The sequence below is a fragment of the Ornithinibacillus caprae genome, assembly GCF_009728145.1.
In the GTDB taxonomy this organism is placed as follows: domain Bacteria; phylum Bacillota; class Bacilli; order Bacillales; family Amphibacillaceae; genus Ornithinibacillus; species Ornithinibacillus caprae.
Genome location: NZ_WOCA01000006.1, coordinates 209,151 through 233,635, shown reverse-complemented (window position 1 = coordinate 233,635; position 24,485 = coordinate 209,151). Strand labels below are relative to the sequence as shown.

Genomic DNA, 24,485 nt, shown 5'->3' with positions numbered 1-24,485 from the left:
TTCTATACTTACAAATTCCACTTCATTTTGAGTATTATTTCTAGTATGAAACACAGTTACCACCGCCTTGTATTGTTACTTATATTATAACAAATTAACGCGGTGAATTGTTAAAGTATTCTAAATAAAAACAGGCTGTCGAGGGTTTTTCGACAGCCTGAATGCCGTGGATCTCCACGGCATTTTTGGCTAATAATTTTCTTGTACTGTATTTCGCAACTTTAGCAATCTATCATAAAAGGTTTAACTGGCTAGTTTTAACGAAAAACATACTGTTTTACTTTCTTTGATACTAATAAAAATAATGATTGCTTTGTGACTAGTGGTTTATTCGATAGTGATTCTTGCTCTTTTTGTAATTGGTCAGGATAATCTCCTAGTTTCCCAGAATAAATTAATTGTAGCCCTATCTGATCCCGTATATCTGCAGGAGTTACAAAACAGATTGGCTTATTCAAACGAAAATCCTTACAATCTTGTAATACAGTTGCAACAAACTGTGAACAAAACAATGCGTTCTCTCTATTTATTTCTATTTGGAGTAGTACACCAAATAATCCTAAAAAGTTATATTTATAATTTTGTGATTCTTTTTCTATTTCTCGAATATTAGAGCGTATTTTATGATAATCTTCTTCTGTAAGTTGGAAAGAGTAGATCATACAATTAGCCTGTTTAAGAAATTCACCACGGATATCTTCCCTAACAAATCCCCCACTAAAAGGATTTCTTGGATTGATTCGTCCAAAACTATATACTTCATTTAATTCTGCATCAAAACCTATGGATACATGATTAAGAGATTGTTTTGTACAGTAGTTTATGGCTCTTGATAGATATGTCCCTGTATCCGAAAAGAGAAAATATATTGTTCTTTCTCTCATAAAAATCCCCCTCACTCGATTCCCCACTTACCTATAAATATAAATAATACCATATTCAAAACTTTACCGAAAAATCAAGAAATAAACAAGGTTATTTTTTATATTTTAAATTAATTTATGAGTAAATTTACAAAAAGTGTCCGAAATATCTGTACTTCACCCCCAAAACCCGTTAAATGATTGACGAAAGCCTATAAATCACGTAAGCTAACGTTGATGATGATTATTAATTATTGGAGGATATATTAATCAAATGATAACTGTTTCTAATGTTAGTTTACGATATGGTGATAAGAAGTTGTTTGAAGATGTTAACTTAAAATTCACTCCCGGAAATTGCTATGGAGTGATTGGAGCAAATGGTGCCGGAAAATCGACATTTCTAAAGATATTATCTGGAGAAATTGACCCACAATCCGGTCATGTATCCATGTCTCCTGGGGAACGTCTTGCAGTATTAAAGCAGGACCACTTTGCTTATGAGGAACATGAAGTTTTAGAAACTGTTTTAATGGGACATGAGAGACTATTTGCAGTTAAACAAGAGAAAGATGCCATTTATATGAAGGCTGAATTTAGTGAAGAAGACGGCATGCGCGCAGCAGAGCTTGAAGGAGAATTCGCCGAAATGAATGGTTGGGAAGCTGAATCAGATGCAGCGATCTTATTAAAAGGTTTAGGCATTGGAGAGTCATTGCACAACATGAAAATGGCTGATCTTGCTGCTGACCAAAAAGTAAAAGTATTATTAGCACAAAGCTTATTTGGAAATCCTGATATTTTACTATTGGACGAGCCGACAAACGGCTTGGATATCCAAGCTATTCAATGGTTAGAGGAATTCTTAATCAACTTTGAAAATACGGTCATTGTTGTATCCCATGACCGTCACTTTTTAAATAAAGTATGTACCCATATTGCTGATGTAGATTATGGCAAAATTGAAATTTATATCGGAAACTATGATTTCTGGTATGAATCAAGTCAATTAGCTTCCAGAATGGCTCAGGAAGCAAATAAGAAAAAAGAAGAGAAAATAAAAGAATTACAAGCTTTTGTTGCTCGATTTAGTGCAAATGCTTCTAAATCAAGACAGGCTACTTCACGTAAAAAACTACTAGAAAATATTACTTTAGATGATATTAAACCTTCATCTCGTAAATATCCTTATATCGCCTTCACGCCTGAACGAGAAATTGGAAATGACCTATTACGTGTGGAAGGGTTAACGAAAACAATCGGAGGCAAGAAAGTACTTGATAATATCAGCTTTACCGTGAACAAAGATGATAAAATTGCATTTGTTGGGAAAGATGATATAGCTAAAACAACGTTGTTTAAAATCTTGATGGGTGAAATGGAACCAGATGCCGGCTCATTTAAGTGGGGTGTAACAACATCTCAATCCTATTTCCCTAAAGATAATAGTAAGTTCTTTGAAAATAACGATCTCACATTAGTTGATTGGTTGCGCCAATTCTCACCTGAGGATGAAACAGAAACATTCCTTCGTGGCTTCTTGGGAAGAATGTTGTTTTCCGGTGAAGAAGCTTTGAAAAAAGCAAGTGTTTTATCCGGGGGAGAAAAAGTACGTTGTATGTTATCTAAAATGATGTTAAGCAATGCTAATGTCCTGTTATTAGATGAGCCTACCAACCATTTAGATCTAGAATCTATAACAGCATTAAATAATGGGTTAATTAAGTTTAAAGGGTCTATCCTATTTACGTCACATGACCATCAGTTTATTCACAGTATAGCTAACCGTCTGATCGAGATTACACCAAAAGGAATTGTCGATAAGGAAATGAGCTATGATGAATATGTGTCAGATAGAGAGTTACAAAAGAAAATAAGCGAAATGTATGCTTAAGTAGAGTGAACTCCCCTTTTATTGGGGGGTTTTTTTATGATTTACCGAAGCTATTAATAAAGACCAAATCATCGTAATGATTTGGTCTTCTAATTATAATATGTTTTTTCTATAAAGTGATTTTTATTCCGTAAAGGGCTTACTGCCAACTACATATTTTTCAATGCTAGCTTTTCCTCAACTTTTTCAAGCATAACCTTGGTCATTTTATCAAGATCATACTCCGCCTTAAATCCCCACTCTTTTGCAGCTGACGACGAATCAATACTGTTTGGCCAGCTATCAGCTATTTTTTGTCTCACGGGATCAACATCATATGATAATTTGAAATCAGGTATATGCTTTTTAATCGCCTTAGCGAAATCTTCAGGAGCTGCTGAAATCGCTGTAATATTAAACGCATTACGATGCTCCAATTTACTAGGATCTGCCTCCATAAGTTGTACAATTGCATTTAATGCATCCGGCATGAACATCATATCCATATACGTGCCTTCACCAATATAAGAGGTGTATGCTTTGTTTTTAACCGCTTCATAATATATTTCTACAGCATAATCCGTAGTTCCCCCACCAGGAGGTGCAACATACGAAATTAACCCTGGATAGCGAACTCCTCTTGTGTCTACTCCAAAACGCTGAAAGTAATAATCACACAGTAACTCTCCAGATACTTTATTAACACCATACATTGTCGTTGGTCGCTGTAATGTATCTTGCGGTGTATTATCCTTTGGTGTTGATGGTCCAAACGCACCAATTGAACTTGGAGTAAAGAACTGAAGATCTAGTTCTCGAGCAACTTCTAATGCATTGACTAGGCCACCCATATTGATGTCCCAAGCTTTTTTAGGTGCTTTTTCCGCTGTTGCAGATAAAAGTGCTGCAAGATGCATAATGGTATCCACTTTATGTTCTTTGGCAACATCATATAATCGGTCAGCATCTGTAACATCTATAATTTCAAACGGTCCTTCATCATCTATACCATCAATTTTTCGTATATCCGAACCAATAACATTTGATGTACCATATATTTCACGAAGTTTCGTAACTAGCTCTGATCCAATTTGGCCAAGAGCACCAGTAACAAGTATTTTTTTCATGTTATTCCCTCTCTATGCTTTATGCTTTGTCTATATATTCTTAAATTAATCCCATTTCCTTACCAACTTTTTCATATGCTGCGATTGCTTCATCAAGCATCTCTTTCGTATGTGCAGCTGTAGGCATATTTCTTACACGACCAGTTCCTCTTGGTACCGTTGGGAATACGATAGATTTAGCATATACGCCTTCTTCATAAAGACGCTTACTAAATTGTTGCGCATCTTTCTCATCACCAATAATACAAGGTGTAATAGGAGTCTCACTATCACCAATATCAAAACCTAATTTCTTTAAGCCTTCCTTTAGGTAATTTCCATTTTCCCATAGTCGATCATGTAATTCCGTGCTTTCCATCAAGATTTCGATTGCTCTTTTACTTGCAGCAGCATCTGCGGGAGATACGGCTGTAGAAAATAAGAATGGACGTGAACGTACTTTTAACCAATCAATTAAATTCGCTTTACCTGCAACATATCCACCAATGACACCAATTGCTTTAGATAGTGTTCCCATTTGAAAATCAATTTTATCTTGTAATCCGAAGTGTTTGACTGTTCCAGCACCTTTCCCTAAAACACCAGAACCATGTGCATCATCAACATACGTTATTAAATCAAATTCCTCTGCAATTTCTACAATTTCTGGTAAGTTTGCTACATCTCCATCCATGGAGAACACACCGTCAGTAATTACCATAATTTTGTTATATTGCCCAGACTCTACTGCTTCTTTCGCTTTTTTGCGAAGGTCATCCATATCGGAATGATTAAATGGGATAATCTTTGCTTTTGATAAACGGCAACCATCAATAATCGATGCGTGATTTAATTGATCGGAAAGAATTGCATCGTTTTTATCCATGACCGCAGAAATAGCTGCCATATTACAGTTGAATCCTGATTGATAGGATATTACTGCCTCTGTTCCTTTAAATTCTGCTAGTCTTTTTTCTAACTCAATATGAAGATCTAACGTACCGTTAATTGTACGCACTGCTCCCGCTCCAACACCATGCGTATCAACTGCTTGTTTCGCTATCTTTTTCAGTCTATCGTCGGTAGACAGGCCAAGATAGTTATTTGATGAGAGATTGATTAGCTCTTTCCCATCAATTTGAATTTTAGGACCATTTGCTCCTTCAACAGGGTCTATCTCATTATATAGTCCACGATCTTTTAAATCTGCAATATTTTCATTTAAGAATTCATCCAACACTTTACTGGACATATTACAACCTCCTCTAATATGTAAGCGCTTCATATACATTTGTTCTTCTCATGTGTACAAAACCGTAACTGAAGCCTTAATTTAATACCAGTTTAACATAAACTGGTGTAAATGTTTACTATGAGTATACACATATACATTAAACAATGTTCCTTAATTTTAGTATTCATTATTAGCGAAAAAACATGCAAGTTATGTTGAAGAAAATAGTGATGGATTAGTAAATTCTTCATTTATTGGAATCGGTATGACAATATTGTAAGATTTGCCTGTATTTTGTTATGAAAAAGGATGGTCATAACTGTAAAATTTTATTATACTAAGTTGTGTTGAAATTTTTCTTATGGAGGCAGTTTAATATGAAGAAAGTATTAATTGCTTTGTTTATGATGTTAATTTTAGGTTTTAGCATTGTTGGGGTCGTGCAGGACTCTAATGAAAATGAGATAGTTGATCCAAGCTCTCAATCTACTAATACACAATACTAGTAAATATATTTTCCTTATGTATTTTTGACTATAATGATATATAATTTGAAGTTGAATGGATTTTGGATTAAAATCCAGGTTATGCTTCAAATGATTGTTATTTAGAATAAGGAGCGAGAATCCAAGTAATTAGCAGTAATTTAGCAGAGCGGATTCTGGTTCTTTTTTTTTCGTATTAGATAACAAATTGTGAATTAGACAAAAAAAGAAAGTATCATGACAGATACTTCCTTTTCTAAATCCTTATTTCTTATCAATAATTGTAACGTCTACTGTTCTTACACCCCAGTCAAGTGCTTCTGATTTAGTAGGTAAATGAATATCAATTTTATTACCTTTAATCGCACTTCCGATATCCGCAGCAATAGCGTATCCATATCCTTCAACATATACTTCTGACCCTAGTGGTATTACATTTGGATCAACAGCAATGACTTTTGCATCTGGATTATTGTTCAAGTCAACTCCTGTATACGTTATACCTGTACAACCGTCACATTTGGCAGTATATGCAGTGGCTGATACTGAAATAGTTTCACCTTGAGGTTCCTGTTCTTCTTCAGAATCTACCTCCTGTGATTTAGTAGAAACTGTAGCTACCGATTGTTCTTCATTATCATTAACAGAATCCTTAATCGATAACTCTTGTCCAATTAGAATCAAATCGGATTTCAATTCATTCCATTTCTTCAAATCCTCCACAGAAACGTCATGATCTTTTGCAATTGCGTATAAGGTATCACCTTTTTGTACTAGATATTTTTTATAGATCAATAGTTTTTGTTTTGGGAAGATAATCGATTCATCTAGTTCGTTTATATCAATTAGGTTATCTACTGTAGTATTGTAGTCTTGAGCAATCTTCCAAAGACTATCTCCTTTTTCTACTTCATAATCTGCTGCGGAAACATTCATTACTGAAGCACTCGCTAACATAACACTTGAAGCAAGTACAGCTACTAACTTCTTCATAAGTAGTCCCTCCTTAAATTTCCGACATTGCCAATCCTACCATATAAATAGGAGCAATGCGGTTACAAGACTTTTAAAAGTCCATTACAAGGATTGCCAGAACTACTAGGTTTTATTACAAAAATAATAGATTTGTGACAAAAGTAACAGATCTAGCCCATAATACCTATTAATCTTGTAGTTTAGAAATAGAAGCGACCAGTCCGAACGGGTGGTTTTTGAATTTGGAAACATTTGTTACTGATCAATCATAAAGAATTTTAACACCTAGAAGAATTTCTTATCGGAGCTTTTGGTAAGTCTAGATTTGTCCAAGTGATTTTCGTTTCATTTAAAAATTTGTCCTTTACCAAGCTTTTATGCAAAAGAGTTAATTGGACTAACGCAAGAAAAGAACGCTTCCTTTCTTTTTTGCCAAAAAAAGAAGGAGCTCCTAAGAGCTCCTTCTTCTGAAAGTTTATTATTACTCAGCTACAAGTGGTTCTTCTTCACTTACAGCGATTTCATGACGAATATATTCACCTGGTGCTATTGTGTAATTTAGAACACGGTTATTTACCGGCATTAACACAGAGCGATATAATGTTGGGAATACTGGGATTTCGTCTACCATTAATTGTTGCCATTCTTTGTAAACATCTTGACGGTATTCTACATCAAGTGCAGCCTCAGAGTTACCCTCTTTTAGTAAGCGATCATTTTCTTCGCTAGCATAACGTGGGTAGTTAAATGAAGCAGTACGTCCATATAGACCGTCTGGGTTTACATCAGTTCCTGTACCCCAAGCACCTTGGTAAATATCAATTCCAGGATCGTCCGCTTCAACACGATCGTAGAATGTATTGAATTCTAATAGACGACCATCTACAAGTTCAACATTTAGTCCAACGTTTTTCCAAGATTGGATATAGTATTGGGCTAATGGTTCTGCAGTATCTCCACCAGACATGGAAGCGAAGTTAATTGTTAACTCCTCACCATCTTTGTCTTCACGAATTCCATCACCATCAACATCAGCATAACCAGCTTCATCTAGAAGACGGTTAGCCTCATCTGGATCAAATGTTGGTGTTTCAATTGTTTCATCATGATAGTCAGGGAAGAACGGGATAATTAACGTAGTTGCGTTCCAACGTAATCCATTATAGAACTCATTACCAACTGCATCATTATCAACCGCATGCCACATAGCTTTACGTAAGTTTACATCAGCCATTTTAGCGTCTGGATCCATTACAACTTCCCCAGCATCTGCATCCCAATGACCTAATTTGAATCCAATGTACGTATATGCATTGTCAATCATTCCTAAATATTCAACATTAGACAAGTCAGCATTATCTGGGAATTGATCAACTGGGAAACTGTTAACTAAATCAACGCCACCAGTTTCTAATTCATTTACTACAGTTTCTGGAGCAACAACTTTAAGTACAACTTCATCAAGTTTTGGTTCTCCACGCCAGTAGTCTTCGTTCTTCTTATATACTACAGACTCACCAGGAACAATGCTATCTACTTTATATGGTCCCATACCAATTGGGTTTTTACGGACTGCATCAGAAGAAGACATATCAGCTACTGGAATATCCTCGAAGATATGCTTTGCTAATGCATAAGACCAAATACCACCAGTTACCATAGATGGGCCAGTTTCATGATGTGTAATTTTCAATGTTTTTTCATCCACAATTTCAATACCAGAAATAGAATCTGCTTCTCCATTATGGTATTCTTCCATACCTACAACATTTGCGAAATCAGAAGTATATCGCACACCGTCATAATCTGGGTGACCAATTACTTCATATGCGAAAGCCCAGTCTTCTGCAGTTACAGGCTCTCCATCATGCCAGTTCACACCATCTTTAATTGTAAGTGTAAATGTTAGACCATCATCAGAAATTTCGTATGATGCAGGTCCTTCATTTGTATACGTATAGTTTTCATCTGTATACAATAGCGGCTCATCAAACCATGCAATTACTTCATAGTCAGGGTTGCCAGAATAGAAATTAAAGTTTAATGTACCTTCAAATACAGTATCAGAAACTAAACCAAAAGTAATTGATCCACCATCAATAGCTTCACCTTGGTTTGTTTTGTCCATGCTGAAATCATCGATAGAGAACAACCCATCATCTTCAGCCGGCTCTTCTTCTTCTTCTTCTTCAGTTCCTTCCTCGTTATCAGCAGGCTCTTCTGTATCCTCATCATCACCAGGATCTTCACTGCCAGTCTCGCCGCTACATGCCGCTAATACTAGCACCATTGCAAGCATTAGAGCAAATAACCACTTTGTTAAACTTGTCTTTGTCATCTTAATACCCTCCCTTTTAATTTACCCATTAAGGCTGCGTTAGTTATATGTGCAGTTTATATAACTAACATTTATACTCAACACCAATACATGCGCATTGATGTAGGTAACAGATCTTCAATACATTTGCTCCTAGCCTCACCTCCCTAAAAGATATGGTCATTTAATTACATGGATCATGTAATAGAATAAAATTACTTTTAGAAAGAGAATATTACCCTCTTCTTTGACGTGCATCTGTAGCGCGTTTTAATGCTTCACCGACGTTTCGAACAGCTAACATTAATAATAAAATCAAGACGGAAGCAGGCACCCAAATCCACCATCTATATTCCAATGTTTGTGGATTTCTAGCATAACTTAACAATGTCCCAAGAGACGGTGTACTCTCTGGAAAACCAAAGCCTAAGAAAGATAATCCTGACTCTAGACCAATGTTTCCAGCAAGGTTCAATGTCATTGTTACGATAATTAATGATGTAATATTCGGTAAAACCTGTGTGAATATAATTTTAATATTTGATGAGCCTAGTGTTTTTGATGCTTGAACATAATCTAACTCTTTTTCTTGTAATGCTTTTGACCTTATCAAACGAGCAATTCCCATCCATAGAAAGGCAGTCATAATCAACGAGAAGGTCCATATACTGTATTTCGGAACAATTGCTACAAATACAATTACGATCATCAAGAACGGTAGTATTTGGAAGAAGTCCAAAATACGCATCAAAACATTATCGACATGCCCCCCAAAATAACCAGCAACTAAACCAAATACAATCCCTATTAAACCACTCATTAACGTAACTAGTATTCCAATTGATAAAGAGTTACGTGTACCAATAATTAGTTGCCCAAAAATATCACGACCACCATAATCCGTTCCTAGCCAAAACTCTTCAGACGGTGGTTCATGGATTGAAAATAAATCAACGGTTACGATCTCTTCTTGATCTAAAACAAATGAAACCCCATAAACAAATGCAGTAATTAATATTAGAAAAATAAGTGATATTAAAGCTAATTTATCTCTTACTAGCTCACGCCAGATAATGCTAAATCCAGAAGGACTTTTATGTGTTTTTAATTCTTCGTTCGTATTTAATTTATTTGCTTCCATTTTTTCACCTCACAATCTACCTATTTAATTCGAATACGCGGGTCAACAAGACTTAATATAATGTCTGACAGTAGTGCTCCTAATATTGCAGCAACACCAAACAGCAATACTACCGCTGTCACTACACTATAGTCTCGTAAAGTTATTGACTCAAAAAACAATAGCCCCATACCTGGATAGTTATATATCGTTTCGACAAATATAGTTCCACCAATTAAAAAGGTAATTTCGTATCCGAAAAATGCCGCAATCGGTAATAGTGAGTTTCTTAAAATATGACGATTATACACTCTTGATTCAGAAGCACCTTTTGCTCTTGCAGTTAAGATGAAGTCTTTTTGTTTTGTATCAATAATCTCACTTCTTAAATACTGAACAGTATTTACTGTTGCTATTAACGCCATTGCAATAGCTGGCAATATTAAATGATTTATTTTACTCATTACATAAGCGAAAGTCCCTGGTTCACTACCCGGACTTACACTTCCGCTAGTCGGAAACCAGCCAAGCATAAAACCGAATACCCACAGCATTACTAATGCAAAAATGAAAAGTGGGGTTGCAAAACCAAGATACGTATAACCTGTAATAGTTTGATCTAATAAACTATCATTATAACGACCACTAAGAATACCCAATGGAATTGCAATTAAATACGTGAATATTAAAGTTGCAACAGATAGCCAAAATGAATTAACAATACGTTCTCCAATCAATTCTGTAACAGGCATTTTAAAGCGAAAAGACTGCCCAAAATCTCCTTGTACCAAACCACCAACCCAATCAGCATACTGAATATGCCAAGGATCGTTCCAACCTAGTTTTTCACGTAACTCCTCTAGTCTTTCCGGACTCACATTAGGATCGATCATCCCCGTTAATGCGTCCCCAGGCATCATTTTAGCCAATATAAAGATCAAAATACTTAATAGAATTATTTGAGGAATCATTATTAAAATTCTTCGCAAAGTAAATTTCCACATATCAATCAACCTTTCTCCGGTAATGCTACAAGATGCGTGTCAGATACTGGCTGTAATTGGTAGGCTAAACCTTCATCATCAAAGTAATCATTGTAGGACTGTTCGTATTCCGCTTTTACTTCTTGGCGGAATTGAGTTTGTTCTTGACGCTTTTTCGGATCAATATCAGGTATAGCGGCTACCAGTCGTTTCGTATAAATGTGTTGTGGATTAGTAAAGATTTCTTCTGTCGTTCCTTCTTCCACATATCTTCCTTTATACATGATGCCGATATTATCACACATATGTTTGATAACTCCTAAATCGTGCCCAATAAATAAGTACGTCAGATCTAACTCTTCTTGAATATCTTGCATGAAATTCAAAACTTGAGCTTGAACCGATACATCGAGAGCAGATACCGGTTCATCAGCAATAATAAGTTTTGGTTTCAAAGCGATTGCCCTAGCGATTCCAATACGTTGACGTTGTCCACCGGAGAATTCATGTGGATATTTTAAAATGCTTTCGGGACTTAGACCAACTAATTCCATTAATTCTTGAACTCTTATTCTTTCTTCTTTTTTGGATAATTTTTCAAAGTTTCGCAATGGCTCAGCTACAATATCGATTACTCTTTTTTTAGCGTTTAGAGATGAATATGGATCTTGAAAAATCATTTGAATATCTTTCCGTACGTCCGATTTAGATTTCATTCCAGTAATATCTCTGCCATCAAACATTACTTTTCCAGAGGTAATCTTATTTAGTCCGATAATTGCTCTACCAGTAGTTGTTTTTCCCGAACCAGACTCACCAACTAATCCGTAAGTCTTTCCTTTTTCAAGTGAAAAGGAAACACCATCAACAGCTTTCACATGACCAACTGTTCTACCAAATATACCTCCCTTTATAGGAAAGTGTACTTTTAAATCTTCAACTTCAAGAAATGCCATGATGTTGTTCCTCCTTGCTACTTCCTTCAGGAAAATCAAAATGTTTATAGCATGTGCATCGGACAAAGTGTCCACTACTTACTTCATGAAGTTCTGGATGCTCTTCATGTGCTGAAGCATCAATCCATGGAATCCTTGCACTAAATCGACAGCCTTCACGTGGAAGGTTTTGTAACGATGGAACGATACCTTGGATAACATGAAGTTTTGATTTTGCTTGTGCTGTGTTAGGTACTGAATTAAATAAGGATCTAGTATACGGATGTAATGGTTTCTCAAACAATGTATGGACGTCAGCTATTTCTACTATCTGACCTGCGTACATAACCGCAACCCTGTCCGCCATTTCAGCAACTACACCAAGGTCATGCGTAATGAGTATGATTCCAGCATCCATGTCATCTTTTAATTCCTTAATAAGGTCCAGAATTTGTGATTGAATGGTTACGTCTAATGCCGTTGTTGGCTCATCAGCTATAAGTAATTCTGGTTCATTTGCAATTGCTGTAGCAATAACTACCCTTTGTCTCATACCACCAGATAATTCATGCGGGAATTGTTCATATACATGTTCTGGACGTGGAATTCCAACTTTATTTAATAAATCAATTACCTTCTCTTTTCTTTTTGTTTTGGATAAATCTTTGTTATGAAGTAATAACGCTTCACCAATTTGGTCTCCAATTTCCATTAAAGGATTTAATGCTGTTAATGGATCCTGGAAAATCATTCCCATATTTTTACCACGAAGTTTATTTAAATTCGATATGGATAAATTAGCTATATCCTGATCCTTAAAGAGGATATTCCCTTCAATTTTTGCACGATTGTGTAACCCCATTATGGAGAATGCAAGAGCACTCTTCCCACAACCTGATTCACCAACTATTGCTAATACTTCATTTTTATTGACAGAAAGAGATACATCATCTACTGCAGCATAATAATCATCTTTAATTCGGAATGATGTTTTCAAATTTTTGACCTCTAATAATTTTTCTGACAATTTATTCCCTCCTTACCCGGTGTCCGCGATAATACACTTTTTTATAGTTAACATAATTTTTGTTTTATTTTAAAATTAGCACAACTTAATGAGCAGGTGTGTCTTGTTGTTTGATTTGTTAGTGATCTGCCCTTATTTATGCCTATTAATTTATAATTTTCAAAAAATTTAGTGTTAAAAATAATATAACCTACTATTGCATTATTAATATTAACGTAATATTTTTGTAACAATAGGTTCAATTTTTTAAAGTATATATTATTTTCTGATTTTAGACAAGAGGTTTTTAACAATTTATTATTAATTTTTTCAAAATTAACAGTATATGCAATAGTGTAAGTCTAAGCCCAATTAGCAAAACAACGCTTTTTTCATGTCGCAAATACCAAATTTATATATATTTATACATTTGGGTAGTTTTAATAATAAATGTAGATTTTTGTAGAAATAATAGGGGTTTTGTCGATTAAGGGATTAAAAATCTAGTTCCTTAGAATTAGTTCGAAGTAATAAACTTTTCATTAACTAATGTCATGTTCTTTTAATAACAGAACAGAAAGCAAGCACTCCTGGGAAGAGAGGTACGGGCTGGATCTGCACTTACTCGTCATTCTCTAGATTCAGTATTATCTTTGATTATTCAGCATTTCCGAGAATAATTCAGTATTTCAAGCGGTTAATTCAGCATTTTCAAGATTTATTCAGCACATCTTGTCAATCATTCCGTATTTCATATATAGCTACAACATCTCGATCATCCGTTTTGCGGGTTCATCTTTATTTTGTGTTTTTTCAATTAGGACTTAGCGTTAGAGCTGGACATGGCTGTTCTACAACTGAATAAAATCTTATCTGCTAAAAAAAAAAGCCCCAACCGGGACTTTTTTTAAAAAAATTATTCTGCAACAATTGGTTCTTCTTGAGTTACAGCAAGTTCGTGTAGATAGATTCCAGTACCATCACCGATTGCATAGTTATGCACACGATTGTTAACTGGTACTACTACAGAACGGTATAATGTAGGGAATGCAGGAACTTCTTCAACCATTAGTTCTTGCCATTCTTTATATACTTCCTGACGATATTCAACCTCAAATGCTTCTTCAGATACACCATCAGCTAATAGACTCTCGTTTTCTTCGCTTGTCCAACGAGTGTAGTTGTAAGCTGCAGTTTCTCCCCAAAGTCCTCTAGGGTCAATATCAATACCTACACCCCAAGCACCTTGATAGATATCGATTTCTGGATCATCAGCTTCAACACGATCATAGAAAGTATTGAACTCCATTAGACGACCATCTACAAGCTCAACTTTTAATCCAACATTTTCCCAAGATTGGATATAGTATTGTGCTATTGGTTCTGCAGTATCTCCACCAGACATAGAAGCAAAGTTAATTACTAACTCTTCGCCATCTGGATCTTCACGGAAACCATCATCATTCGTATCAACATAACCAGCTTCATCTAGAAGCTCATTAGCTTTATCTACATCATATTCACGACCAGGATTTGATTCGTCATGAAATTCTGGATGTGATGGCGGGATTAATGTTGTTGCATTCCAACGTAATCCATGGTAGAAATTATCAGCAACTGCACTATTATCTACAGCATGCCACATTGCTTGACGTAAGTTTTTGTTTGCCATTTTTGCATTTGGATCTGGAACTACTTTACCAGCATCTCCGTCCCATTTACCTAATTTAAAGCCCATGTAAGTGAAGGCACGGTCAACGTTACCTAAGAATTCCACGTTTGACAGATCCGAATTATCCGGATATTGGTCAACTGGGAATGAACTTACTGTATCTACTCCACCTGTCTCTAGTTCGTTAACTACAACAGTTGGGTTAATTACTTTTAACGTAACGCTATCAAGTTTCGGCTCTCCACGCCAGTAGTCTTCATTCTTTGTATAAGTCACAGACTCACCTGGAACAATAGTTTCTACTTTAAATGGACCAAAACCAATTGGGTTTTTACGTACTGCATCAGAAGAAGACATATCTGCTACAGGAATATCTTCAAAGATATGTTTTGCTAATGGGTAAGTCCAGATAGAACCAGTTACAAGAGAAGGTGTAACTTCTTTGTAAGTGATTTTTAACGTTTTTTCATCTACTACTTCGATACCAGAAATTGTATCAGCTTCACCAGCATGATATTCTTCCATACCTTCAATATTTGTAAAGTCTGTTCCGTAACGTGGACCATCATAATCAGGGTGTCCAATTACTTCATGAGCAAATAACCAATCTTCAGCTGTTACAGGCTCACCATCGTGCCAGTTTACATTATCTCTAATAGTAAATGTAAATGTGTTACCATCTGCTTCATAAGTTGCAGCACCATCATTTGTATATACATAGTTTTCATCCCATGTTAATAGTGCTTCATCAAACCAAGTAATTACTTCTGCATCAGGGTTACCAGAATAGAAGTTCCAGTTTAAAGTACCTTCAAATGCAGTATCAGATACTAGACCATAAGTGAATGATCCACCTTCAATCGCTTCACCTTCATTTGATTTAATATTGCTGAAGTCATCGATTGAAAACAGGCCGTCTTCATTAGCCTCAGACTCTTCAGTTGTAGAGTCATTATCAGAATCAGTATCACCCGACTCATTATCGTCACCACCACACGCTGCAAGCGCTAGTAGCATAACAAGCATGATTGCAAAAAGCAGTTTTTGTAAACTTGTTTTTGTCATCCTGTTGTCCTCCCTTTTTGATTCAAGTTTTTATTTTTGTTGGCCGACTGTTGTTGAACCGTGGCCAACATATATACTTAACATCTATTAGATGTAAGTAACTTATTCATTAAGATTATTCTTTGGCGCTGTTAGACACTGCCGAAAATTCTGTCAATAATGTTTAAATGAAAAGGCTAATGGGGGACTTCCCCCATTATTTAGCCTCTACGTTGCCTTGCATCAGTTGCACGTTTTAACGCTTCTCCAACATTTCGGATAGAAAGCATTAATAATAAGATTAAGACGGATGCCGGTACCCAAATCCACCATCTATATTCCAATGTCTGTGGATTTCTTGCATAACTTAGTAAAGTACCTAAACTTGGAGTACTTTCTGGGAAACCGAACCCTAAGAACGATAGACCTGACTCTAAACCAATATTTGCAGCAAGGTTTAAGGTCATTGTTACTATAATTAATGAAGTAATATTCGGTAACACTTGCGTAAACATTATCTTAAAGTTAGAAGACCCAAGTGTTTTTGATGCTTGGACATAATCCAACTCTTTTTCCTGTAATGCTTTCGACCTTATTAGACGGGCTATCCCCATCCACAGAAATGCTGTCATAATCAACGAGAATGTCCAAATACTGTATTTCGGAACAATTGCTACGAATACGATTACGATCATTAAGAATGGTAAGATAAGGAAGAAATCCAATATACGCATCATGATGTTATCAATATGGCCACCAAAATATCCAGAGACCAAACCGAATACCACACCAATAATTCCAGTCATTAATGTTACAAGAATCCCAATGGATAGGGAATTTCGTGTACCAATAATTAACTGTCCAAAGATATCACGACCACCATAATCCGTACCTAACCAAAACTCTTCACCTGGTGGCTCATGAATAGAGAATAAATCAACGGTTACGATTTCATCCTGGTCCAGGATGATCGAAACACCATATACAAATACTGTTATTAGTATAAGAAATATTAATGACACAAGCGCAAGTTTATCACGTACTATTTCACGCCATATGATCGAAAAACCAGATGGACTTTTTTCTACTTGTTCTATCTCGTTTTTATTTTCCATTTTTTTCACCTCACTGTTTACCAATTTATTTAATACGGATACGCGGATCTACGAGACTAAGGATAATATCTGATAGTAATGCTCCAAGGATAGAAGCTATACCAAATAATAGAACAACAGCAGTTACAACACTGTAATCACGCAATTGAATCGATTCAAAGAATAGTAAGCCCATACCTGGATAACCGAAGATTGTTTCAATAAAGACTGTTCCTCCGATTAATCCTGTAATCTCAAAACCTAGAAATGCCGCAATTGGTAAAAGTGAATTTCTTAAAATATGGCGATTGTAAACTCTTGTTTCAGACGCTCCTTTTGCACGAGCGGTTAAGATGAAATCTTTTTGTTTTGTATCTATAATTTCACTACGTAAATATTGTACGGTTGATACCGTCGTAATCAACGCCATAGATATAGCAGGTAAAATCAAATGCGTAATTTTACTCATCACATATTCGAACGTTCCTGGTTGAAGTCCTGGAGATACACTACCACTTGTAGGGAACCAACCTAGCATAAATCCAAATACCCAAAGCATAACTAATGCGAAAATAAATAACGGGGTAGCAAAACCAATATACGTATAACTAGTAATTGATTGATCTAACCATGTATCATTATAGCGACCACTTGTAATCCCAAGCGGAATTGCAATAAGGTACGTAAAGAATAATGTCGCTATAGATAACCAAAAAGTATTTACAATTCGTTCACCTACTAATTCAGTTACTGGCATTTTAAAACGGAACGATTGTCCCAAGTCTCCTTGAACAAGACCACCAACCCAATCCGCATATTGCACATGCCATGGATCGTTCCAACCAAGTTTGTCTCTAATTTCTTCAAGTCGTTCAGGGTCTACATTTGGATCAACCATACCTGACAATGCATCACCTGGCATCATTTTCGCTAATGCAAAGATTAAAACACTTAATAATATTATTTGAGGAATCATTATTAGAATTCTACGTATAGTAAATTTCCACATATCTATCAACCTTTCTCAGGTAAAGCCACTTTATGTGTATCCGATATAGACTGTAACGGATAGGCTAAACCTTCGTCATCAAAGTAATCGTTATAGGATTGCTCATATTCTGCTTTTACTTCTTGACGGAACTGGCGTTGTTCGTCACGTTTCTTCGGATCAATATCAGGAATTGCAGCAACTAAACGTTTTGTATAAATGTGTTGTGGATCATCAAAGATATCTGATGCAGTACCTTCTTCTACATAACGACCTTTATACATAATTCCGATTTTGTCACACATATGCTTTATAACCCCTAAATCATGGCCAATAAACAAATACGTTAAATCCAGTTCTTTTTGAATATCTTGCATAAAGTTCAATACTTGCGCTTGAACAGATACATCTAATGCAGATACTGGCTCATCGGCAATAATTAGTTTTGGTTTTAAAGCAATTGCTCTTGCAATACCAATACGTTGACGTTGTCCACCAGAGAATTCATGTGGATATTTCAAAATACTTTCAGGACTCAAACCAACTAATTCCATTAATTCCTGAACTCGTTTTCTTTCTTCTTTTTTTGAAAGATTTTCATAGTTACGAAGTGGTTCAGCAACTATATCTATTACTCGTTTTTTCGGGTTTAAGGATGAATATGGATCCTGGAATATCATTTGTACATCTTTACGAAAATCTGCACGTGCTCGGCGTAAGTTCGTGATGTCTTTTCCTTCGAAAGTGACTTTACCAGAAGTAATGTTATTTAATCCGATAATTGCTCTTCCAGTAGTTGTTTTTCCAGATCCAGACTCCCCTACAAGGCCATACGTTGTACCTTTTTCCAAAGAAAGGGAAACACCATCAACTGCTCTTACATGGTCAACCGTACGTCCAAAAATACCACCCTTTATTGGGAAATGAACTTTTAAATTTTCTACATCAAGAAACGCCATGTTTCTCCTCCTCACTTTCAGGGAAATCGAAATCTTTATAGCATGTACAACGTACAAAATGTCCAGGTGAAATTTCATGTAGCTCTGGATGCTCTTCATGAGCAGAATCCTCAATCCATGGAATTCTAGCTTTAAAACGACAACCTTCACGAGGCAGGTTTTGTAATGCAGGTACAATTCCTTGTATTACATGAAGCTTGTCCTGTGCTTCATTTGCATTAGGAACAGAATTCAACAATGAACGGGTATATGGATGCTTTGGATTTTCAAATAAGGTGTGTACATCTGCAATTTCCACGATTTGACCAGCATACATAACAGCTACACGATCAGCCATTTCAGCAACAACGCCCAAATCATGTGTAATAAGGATAATACCAGCGTCCATATCATCTTTAAGTTCATTTATTAGTTCTAAAATTTGTGATTGAATGGTTACATCCAATGCCGTTGTTGGCTCATCGGCAATAAGTAATTCAGGCTCGTTCGCTATTGCCATTGCGATCATCACACGTTGTCTCATACCACCAGACAATTCGTGTGGGAATTGATTAAATACTGTTTCAGGGCGGGGAATACCAACCTTATTTAATAAATCAATAATTTTTTCCTTGCGTTTTTCTTTTGAAAGGGCTTTATTGTGTAAGAATAGAGTTTCTCCAATTTGCTCACCAACCTCCATTAGTGGGTTTAGTGATGTTAATGGATCCTGGAAGATCATGCCCATTTCTTTACCACGCAACTTATTTAATTCAGAAGGTGACATATGTGCAATATCACGGTCTTTAAACATTATATTTCCATCAATTTTCGCACGTGTATGAAGTCCCATTACAGAAAATGCCAAGGCACTCTTTCCACAACCTGACTCACCCACTACGGCAAGTACTTCATTTTTGTTTACAGATAGGGATAAATCATCCACAGCTGCAAAGTAATCATCTTTTATACGAAATGATGTTTTTAGATTTTTTATTTCCAAAAGCTTTTCAGACATTCCATTCTCCCCCTATACATTTTAATGCGAAAAAGGTATATCAACCTTCTTTAGGGTTTACCTTCTCTTATTATTGATAAATTCTTTTGTTATTATTATTGTTTAAATTATTCTGATAATTTAGCGTTATTAAATTTATCTGCATGATGAACATTATACTACCTATCTAGTAAAAATGCACCCCATTTTTTCAAAATTTATATATTTTATAAGAAAAAAGTCGAAAAATGTCGGATTTAATCCCTCTTCTAACCCTCATAAAATAACGGTTTCTGAGGACTTCCATAGAAATAATTATTTATTTAAAAAATAAATCAAAATCATACACATAGAACGTTTTTGCAACGATAACTAAATTTTCGTAATTTTCCCCGTCGTTAAATAACTGTTTTTTGCTAAAAGAATAAACTTTTTTAATTTTTAAAATGGTATTTCCTAGCTTTCATTTAAATGTTTTAAACAAAGAATACAAAAACCACATCCAACCTAATTCATATTGAATCATAGTTCGAATTTTCCTTGACTAAAATACTTTTCCCCAGCCTCATTTGCCAAAACAAAAAAAGCCCTCTATATAAAAGGGCTTTGCTTGAGAACAATTATTTTAATTAAATAATCCTTTAAAGAAATCACTTAACATTTGGAAGAATTCACTAAAGAAGTCTCCTACTTTTTCCCAGAATCCTTCATCATTAATAATGTCACCTAATTGCTCTTGCACTTTAGAAGCTATATCACTCAGCTGGTTCTTTACCTGATCAAAGTCGATGTTTAAATCGCGCATTTTATCGAATAAATTAATAAGCAGCTGACGATCTTCCTCACTTAATGATATTTCCATCTTATCTAATTGTTCCTGTACAATTCGTTCAATATCTTCTACATTTGCAGGGTTTTGTTCTGCAATTGCTTGTTTAATTTCAGCTAATAATTCACTGACCTTTTCCTTATTCATTCCTTCTTTTTCAGCAAGATCTGTTGCTAGACCTAATTCCTCATTAGCTAATTCCATTCGTTCTTTATCTAATTCTACGCCTTCTACATCATAAGCTTTATAAATACCTGTTAAAGCTGAATGACCACTTACTGTAACAGGAGATGCCACATCAACTGTTGCGTTTTCAACACCAGCCGTTAGTAAAGCATTGGCATACATTTCACTCGTTACCTCAGTAATATGATCAGGAGTTATGATGTTAATGGTAAGACCTTCTCCTTCTTCCTCCATTGTTATCTTCGCGGAGGAAAACATTCTTGCATTTGGATTACCATTAATATATCTGGCTAAGTCTTCTCCAGTAACGGTATGTTCATCAACCATCTCTGGGTCGGTAACTTCCAATAACTCTCTCGTTTCTGCCTTCTGTTCATCAGTTAAGTTGTCACCATAAACAACAATTGGGACACCCAATTTTTCATTGATGCTATTTGACTCATCTGCTAAAACAGGTGATTTTATTCCTGCAACTAACCCTAAAACCAAGACTGCAATCAATGATATTTTCAAAAATTGTTTCATATTGTTTATTACTCCTTTTCAAATTACTAATATCAATCTATGCAAGATTAATAAATATAATAATGAAAAAATTTTAGCTATGCTTCTATTATAATGCTTTATTCCCTTTTTGAACATCTTTAACCATATATTTCATGTGCAAATGACTTTCTTTCATGTTTAAAATGATATATATTTAGAGTACCGAAATAATTTTAAGAAAGAAGGGCATTTCCATCAGTAGTGAAGACTTAAATATTAAACGTAATTTAGCAATCATGTGGTTTGCTAACTTTTTTATTGCCGGAAGTGTAACCATGGTTTTACCATTTATCTCTTTGTTCATTGACTCATTTGGTAATTTCTCAGATTCATATGTACAAAGTTGGTCTGGATGGATCTTCGGAATTACCTTTGTAGCTGCATTTATCTTTTCACCAATTTGGGGACGTGTAGGAGATAAATACGGTAGAAAAAAACTATTAATCTTTTTCGCTATCGGATTAGGCTTATCTGTATTTTTAATGGGGTTTGCCACAAATGTATGGCAACTTTTCATATTACGATTATTTATGGGGATGTTTACTGGTTTCATTCCTATGTCACAGGCATTAATCTCTACCCAAACACCGCAAAGTGTCGCTGGTAGAGTACTAGGTTCCTTACAAACTGGTAGTATTACAGGTTCGCTTATGGGCCCATTACTTGGTGGAGCTTTAGCGGATGCTTTTGGTTTTGCTACAACATTTAAATGGGTATCCATTACAATCTTTATTTCAGCTATAATCGTTGCACTAGGAGTTAAAGAAAAACGGATGGAGTATGCAGATGATAAGGACCATAAAGCATATTCTAGAAGAGAAGTTATTATGCATATCGTAAAACACCCCGTCTTACTCGTAGTTATGCTTGTATCAACTCTTGTTCAAGTTGCACACTTTAGTATTCAACCAATTCTTTCATTATATGTCGAGGAGATTCATGGTCCTGCAAGCATTGCCTTCTTCTCAGGAATGGCCTTTTCAGCTGCAGGCTTAGGAAATCTATTAATGACTCGAAATTGGGGTAAGCTAGGTGACCGTGTAGGGTATATTAAAATATTAATTATCCTATTATTTATGGCTGGGATCGTTTATTTCCCTGGAGCATTTGTAACCAACATCTGGCAACTAGTTATTCTTCGTTTCTTGCTCGGAGTTTCTATCGGAGGAATTATTCCTCTTCGCATAGCCTATATCCGACAAGAAGCACCGCTTTCTATGCAAGGTGAAGTACTTGGCTACAATACAAGTTTACGGTTCCTCGGTAATATAATTGGTCCAGCATTGGGTGGAATGTTAGCCGGCTTTTACGGATTTTCAGCAGTATTCTTTGTAACTAGTGGTTTATTAGTATTATCAGGGGTCATCATGCTGGTTGCTTGGTATAAACATGAGTTCGCTGGCAGTAAACAACGAAGTCATTCACTTTCTTCATAAATATATTAACGCCTCCATTTTATATGGGGCGTTTGTTTTAGTTTTCGTGCGATTATTTTTGCTTTGGCGCTTTCACGACTTGAGTAGTGCGATTATTTTTGCTTTGGTGCGTTCACACCCGTGGTTGGTGTGCTTATTTTAATTCTAGTGTGCACGTTATAATTTAAAAAGGCTGACCCGCTAAGGTCAGCCTTTATTAATTACTCTTCAATTGTAACGTCTTGTAATTGTAAAATACCTGTTGGATCTTGAGTTAGTCCTTTAACCTTATCACTTACACCCAATAAGTATTCTTGGTGATGGATGTAAAGCATTGGCGCAATATCAGTAAGTAATTCTTGCGCTTCTTTATACAATGCTAATCTTTCATCAGGATCAGATTCTTGACGTGCTGCATCTAAAATAGCATCAAGATCTTCGTCTTTTGTAAATGTACGGTTACCTGGATCACCAACATTATCAGAATGGAATAATGCATATAGACCGTAGTCCGCATCACCAGTTACAGTAGACCATCCTAGAATGAACATATCATGTTCACCGTTAGCAGTTTGCTCTAAGTAAGCACCCCACTCTACAACCTCTACTTCAACATCGATACCAAATTCTTTTAGTTGCGCTTGAACGTTTGTCGCTACGTCCATACGTTCGCGGTTATCATTAGTCCAAAGTGTAGTAGAGAATCCATCTTCATAACCAGCTTCAGCTAATAATTCCTTCGCTCGTTCAGGATCGTATTCTAAACCAGATACAGAATCATCATATCCAAATACATCTGGAGCTAATGGTCCAATAGCTGGAATTCCAATACCATCATAGATACCATCAATAATTTGGCTCTTATCAATAGCCATATTTAATGCTTGACGTACTTTTGGATCATCAAATGGCTCTTTATCCATATTAAATCCAATATAAGATAAACTTACACTTGCTTGAGTCGCTACAGATAATCCATCTGTATTTTCAATTTCTGCCACATCAGAAGGACTTAGTGGGTCAGAAATATGAGAATCACCAGTTCTTAACTCAGCTACACGAGTTAAGTCTTCATCTACTACTTTAAATGTTACAGAATCAAGCTTTGCAGGCTCTCCCCAATAATCATCATTACGTACTAGACGTACATGTTGACCTGGCACCCACTCATCAAATTTGAAGAAACCTGTACCAACAGGGTTCTCATTAATCACACTACCCGGATCTTCACCAGCTTCCATCGCTGCATAGTCAGCTTCGATTTGCTCTAAAGAAACCATCGCCCCACCATTATGAGCTAAATGTGCAGGAAGTGCAGAGAATGGAAATTCCGTTGTAAAACGGACTGTATAATCATCTACTACTTCAATATCTGTAACCATTGAATATAAAAATGCACGTGGTGAAGCAACATCTGGATCAAGTACACGCTCGATGTTTGCTTTAACTACATCTGCATTAAAGTCTGATCCATCATGGAATTTTACTCCTTCACGAAGTTTGAACTCCCATACATTATCTTCAACAGCTTCCCAGCTTTCTGCTAGACTAGGTTGAAGTTCCATGTTTTGGTCTTGTTGTACTAAAGATTCATAGATATTTGCGGCAACATTACTAGATGGAACATCGTTTGACCCCGCTGGATCTAGTGAAACAGCATCAGACGAATTTGCGATAACTAAATCGTTTCCACCAGCACTGCTCTCTCCTTCTTCTGTTGTTTCATCTTCGTTAGTTTCGCCAGTTTCTTCCGTGTCATTATCGTCTGTTGTTGAACCTGTTTCCTCAGGCTCACTAGCACAAGCTGCGATTACAAGAGTTAACAATAATGCCATCACTAAGAAGATAAAAGAATTTTTTGATATTTTCATACGCTATC

Annotated in this window: 19 protein-coding genes; 3 read left to right on the top strand and 16 right to left on the bottom strand. The window is 35.8% G+C overall.

Translation table 11 applies throughout. The annotated features are described in order from the left end of the window. Positions 1-257 precede the first annotated feature (257 nt). Positions 258-884: a hypothetical protein gene (locus GMD78_RS10265; protein ID WP_155668728.1), complete on the bottom strand. Its 627-nt coding sequence runs from the start codon at positions 882-884 to the stop codon at positions 258-260. 253 nt (positions 885-1,137) lie between these two features. Here GMD78_RS10265 and GMD78_RS10260 point away from each other — a divergent pair, with 253 nt between their 5' ends. Then, positions 1,138-2,757: an ABC-F family ATP-binding cassette domain-containing protein gene (locus tag GMD78_RS10260; protein ID WP_155668727.1), complete on the top strand. Its 1,620-nt coding sequence runs from the start codon at positions 1,138-1,140 to the stop codon at positions 2,755-2,757. 149 nt (positions 2,758-2,906) lie between these two features. Here the strand turns inward: GMD78_RS10260 and GMD78_RS10255 are convergent, their stop codons facing one another. Together GMD78_RS10255 and GMD78_RS10250 are read right to left on the bottom strand one after the other, a co-directional pair. Continuing rightward, positions 2,907-3,863, bottom strand: coding sequence for an L-threonine 3-dehydrogenase (locus GMD78_RS10255; protein ID WP_155668726.1), 957 nt, complete (start codon positions 3,861-3,863; stop codon positions 2,907-2,909). A gap of 40 nt (positions 3,864-3,903) precedes the next feature. Then, a complete protein-coding gene (locus tag GMD78_RS10250; RefSeq protein WP_155668725.1) occupies positions 3,904-5,094 on the bottom strand; it encodes a glycine C-acetyltransferase in 1,191 nt (396 codons plus the stop codon). A 359-nt stretch (positions 5,095-5,453) separates the two neighbouring features. Here GMD78_RS10250 and GMD78_RS21735 point away from each other — a divergent pair, with 359 nt between their 5' ends. Beyond that, positions 5,454-5,582 (top strand): hypothetical protein, encoded by a 129-nt coding sequence (locus GMD78_RS21735; protein WP_281349692.1) that lies wholly within the window; start codon positions 5,454-5,456, stop codon positions 5,580-5,582. A gap of 243 nt (positions 5,583-5,825) precedes the next feature. Here GMD78_RS21735 and GMD78_RS10245 read toward each other — a convergent pair whose 3' ends face one another. From GMD78_RS10245 to GMD78_RS10190, 12 genes are all read right to left on the bottom strand, one after another. Beyond that, positions 5,826-6,554: a LysM peptidoglycan-binding and 3D domain-containing protein gene (locus tag GMD78_RS10245; RefSeq protein ID WP_155668724.1), complete on the bottom strand. Its 729-nt coding sequence runs from the start codon at positions 6,552-6,554 to the stop codon at positions 5,826-5,828. Between the two features lie 463 nt (positions 6,555-7,017). Next, positions 7,018-8,874 (bottom strand): oligopeptide ABC transporter substrate-binding protein, encoded by a 1,857-nt coding sequence (gene opp4A, locus GMD78_RS10240; protein ID WP_155668723.1) that lies wholly within the window; start codon positions 8,872-8,874, stop codon positions 7,018-7,020. 214 nt (positions 8,875-9,088) lie between these two features. Continuing rightward, positions 9,089-9,994 carry an ABC transporter permease gene (locus GMD78_RS10235; RefSeq protein WP_155668722.1) on the bottom strand — a complete coding sequence of 302 codons (906 nt, stop codon included), beginning with the start codon at positions 9,992-9,994 and terminating at the stop codon, positions 9,089-9,091. A 20-nt stretch (positions 9,995-10,014) separates the two neighbouring features. Next, positions 10,015-10,977, bottom strand: coding sequence for an oligopeptide ABC transporter permease (gene opp4B, locus GMD78_RS10230; protein ID WP_155668721.1), 963 nt, complete (start codon positions 10,975-10,977; stop codon positions 10,015-10,017). Between the two features lie 5 nt (positions 10,978-10,982). Further along, the gene (locus GMD78_RS10225) at positions 10,983-11,912 is read right to left on the bottom strand and encodes an ABC transporter ATP-binding protein (protein ID WP_155668720.1); all 930 of its coding nucleotides are present in this window, start codon (positions 11,910-11,912) and stop codon (positions 10,983-10,985) included. Next, entirely contained in the window at positions 11,899-12,918 is a 1,020-nt protein-coding gene (locus tag GMD78_RS10220; RefSeq protein WP_155668719.1) for an ABC transporter ATP-binding protein, read from the bottom strand. Before GMD78_RS10220 ends, GMD78_RS10225 begins: the two co-directional genes overlap by 14 nt. Before the next feature lie 895 nt (positions 12,919-13,813). Then, entirely contained in the window at positions 13,814-15,634 is a 1,821-nt protein-coding gene (gene opp4A / locus GMD78_RS10215; RefSeq protein ID WP_155668718.1) for an oligopeptide ABC transporter substrate-binding protein, read from the bottom strand. Positions 15,635-15,834: 200 nt separating this feature from the next. Then, positions 15,835-16,728, bottom strand: coding sequence for an ABC transporter permease (locus GMD78_RS10210; RefSeq protein ID WP_155668717.1), 894 nt, complete (start codon positions 16,726-16,728; stop codon positions 15,835-15,837). A 25-nt stretch (positions 16,729-16,753) separates the two neighbouring features. Then, the gene (gene opp4B, locus GMD78_RS10205) at positions 16,754-17,716 is read right to left on the bottom strand and encodes an oligopeptide ABC transporter permease (protein WP_155668716.1); all 963 of its coding nucleotides are present in this window, start codon (positions 17,714-17,716) and stop codon (positions 16,754-16,756) included. A 5-nt stretch (positions 17,717-17,721) separates the two neighbouring features. Further along, the gene (locus GMD78_RS10200; protein ID WP_155668715.1) at positions 17,722-18,654 is read right to left on the bottom strand and encodes an ABC transporter ATP-binding protein; all 933 of its coding nucleotides are present in this window, start codon (positions 18,652-18,654) and stop codon (positions 17,722-17,724) included. Continuing rightward, positions 18,641-19,651 (bottom strand): ABC transporter ATP-binding protein, encoded by a 1,011-nt coding sequence (locus GMD78_RS10195; RefSeq protein ID WP_155668714.1) that lies wholly within the window; start codon positions 19,649-19,651, stop codon positions 18,641-18,643. Before GMD78_RS10195 ends, GMD78_RS10200 begins: the two co-directional genes overlap by 14 nt. Before the next feature lie 604 nt (positions 19,652-20,255). Next, positions 20,256-21,170, bottom strand: coding sequence for a DUF1002 domain-containing protein (locus GMD78_RS10190; protein ID WP_155668713.1), 915 nt, complete (start codon positions 21,168-21,170; stop codon positions 20,256-20,258). Positions 21,171-21,466: 296 nt separating this feature from the next. On the opposite strand from GMD78_RS10190, the gene GMD78_RS10185 reads away from it, so the two are divergent. After that, a complete protein-coding gene (locus tag GMD78_RS10185) occupies positions 21,467-22,627 on the top strand; it encodes an MFS transporter (RefSeq protein WP_425495052.1) in 1,161 nt (386 codons plus the stop codon). 200 nt (positions 22,628-22,827) lie between these two features. Here the strand turns inward: GMD78_RS10185 and GMD78_RS10180 are convergent, their stop codons facing one another. Continuing rightward, entirely contained in the window at positions 22,828-24,477 is a 1,650-nt protein-coding gene (locus tag GMD78_RS10180) for a glutathione ABC transporter substrate-binding protein (protein ID WP_155668711.1), read from the bottom strand. Between the last annotated feature and the right edge of the window lie 8 nt (positions 24,478-24,485).

Coding starts and splice junctions, on each gene's coding strand:
- GMD78_RS10180 (WP_155668711.1), bottom strand. CDS start 24,477: ATGAAAATATCAAAAAATTCTTTTATCTTCTTAGTGATGGCATTATTG.
- GMD78_RS10210 (WP_155668717.1), bottom strand. CDS start 16,728: ATGGAAAATAAAAACGAGATAGAACAAGTAGAAAAAAGTCCATCTGGT.
- opp4B (WP_155668721.1), bottom strand. CDS start 10,977: ATGTGGAAATTTACTTTGCGAAGAATTTTAATAATGATTCCTCAAATA.
- GMD78_RS10235 (WP_155668722.1), bottom strand. CDS start 9,994: ATGGAAGCAAATAAATTAAATACGAACGAAGAATTAAAAACACATAAA.
- GMD78_RS10265 (WP_155668728.1), bottom strand. CDS start 884: ATGAGAGAAAGAACAATATATTTTCTCTTTTCGGATACAGGGACATAT.
- GMD78_RS10185 (WP_425495052.1), top strand. CDS start 21,467: ATGGTTTTACCATTTATCTCTTTGTTCATTGACTCATTTGGTAATTTC.
- opp4A (WP_155668718.1), bottom strand. CDS start 15,634: ATGACAAAAACAAGTTTACAAAAACTGCTTTTTGCAATCATGCTTGTT.
- GMD78_RS10255 (WP_155668726.1), bottom strand. CDS start 3,863: ATGAAAAAAATACTTGTTACTGGTGCTCTTGGCCAAATTGGATCAGAG.
- opp4A (WP_155668723.1), bottom strand. CDS start 8,874: ATGACAAAGACAAGTTTAACAAAGTGGTTATTTGCTCTAATGCTTGCA.
- GMD78_RS10190 (WP_155668713.1), bottom strand. CDS start 21,170: ATGAAACAATTTTTGAAAATATCATTGATTGCAGTCTTGGTTTTAGGG.
- GMD78_RS10195 (WP_155668714.1), bottom strand. CDS start 19,651: ATGTCTGAAAAGCTTTTGGAAATAAAAAATCTAAAAACATCATTTCGT.
- GMD78_RS10245 (WP_155668724.1), bottom strand. CDS start 6,554: ATGAAGAAGTTAGTAGCTGTACTTGCTTCAAGTGTTATGTTAGCGAGT.
- GMD78_RS10260 (WP_155668727.1), top strand. CDS start 1,138: ATGATAACTGTTTCTAATGTTAGTTTACGATATGGTGATAAGAAGTTG.
- GMD78_RS21735 (WP_281349692.1), top strand. CDS start 5,454: ATGAAGAAAGTATTAATTGCTTTGTTTATGATGTTAATTTTAGGTTTT.
- GMD78_RS10200 (WP_155668715.1), bottom strand. CDS start 18,654: ATGGCGTTTCTTGATGTAGAAAATTTAAAAGTTCATTTCCCAATAAAG.
- GMD78_RS10225 (WP_155668720.1), bottom strand. CDS start 11,912: ATGGCATTTCTTGAAGTTGAAGATTTAAAAGTACACTTTCCTATAAAG.
- GMD78_RS10250 (WP_155668725.1), bottom strand. CDS start 5,094: ATGTCCAGTAAAGTGTTGGATGAATTCTTAAATGAAAATATTGCAGAT.
- opp4B (WP_155668716.1), bottom strand. CDS start 17,716: ATGTGGAAATTTACTATACGTAGAATTCTAATAATGATTCCTCAAATA.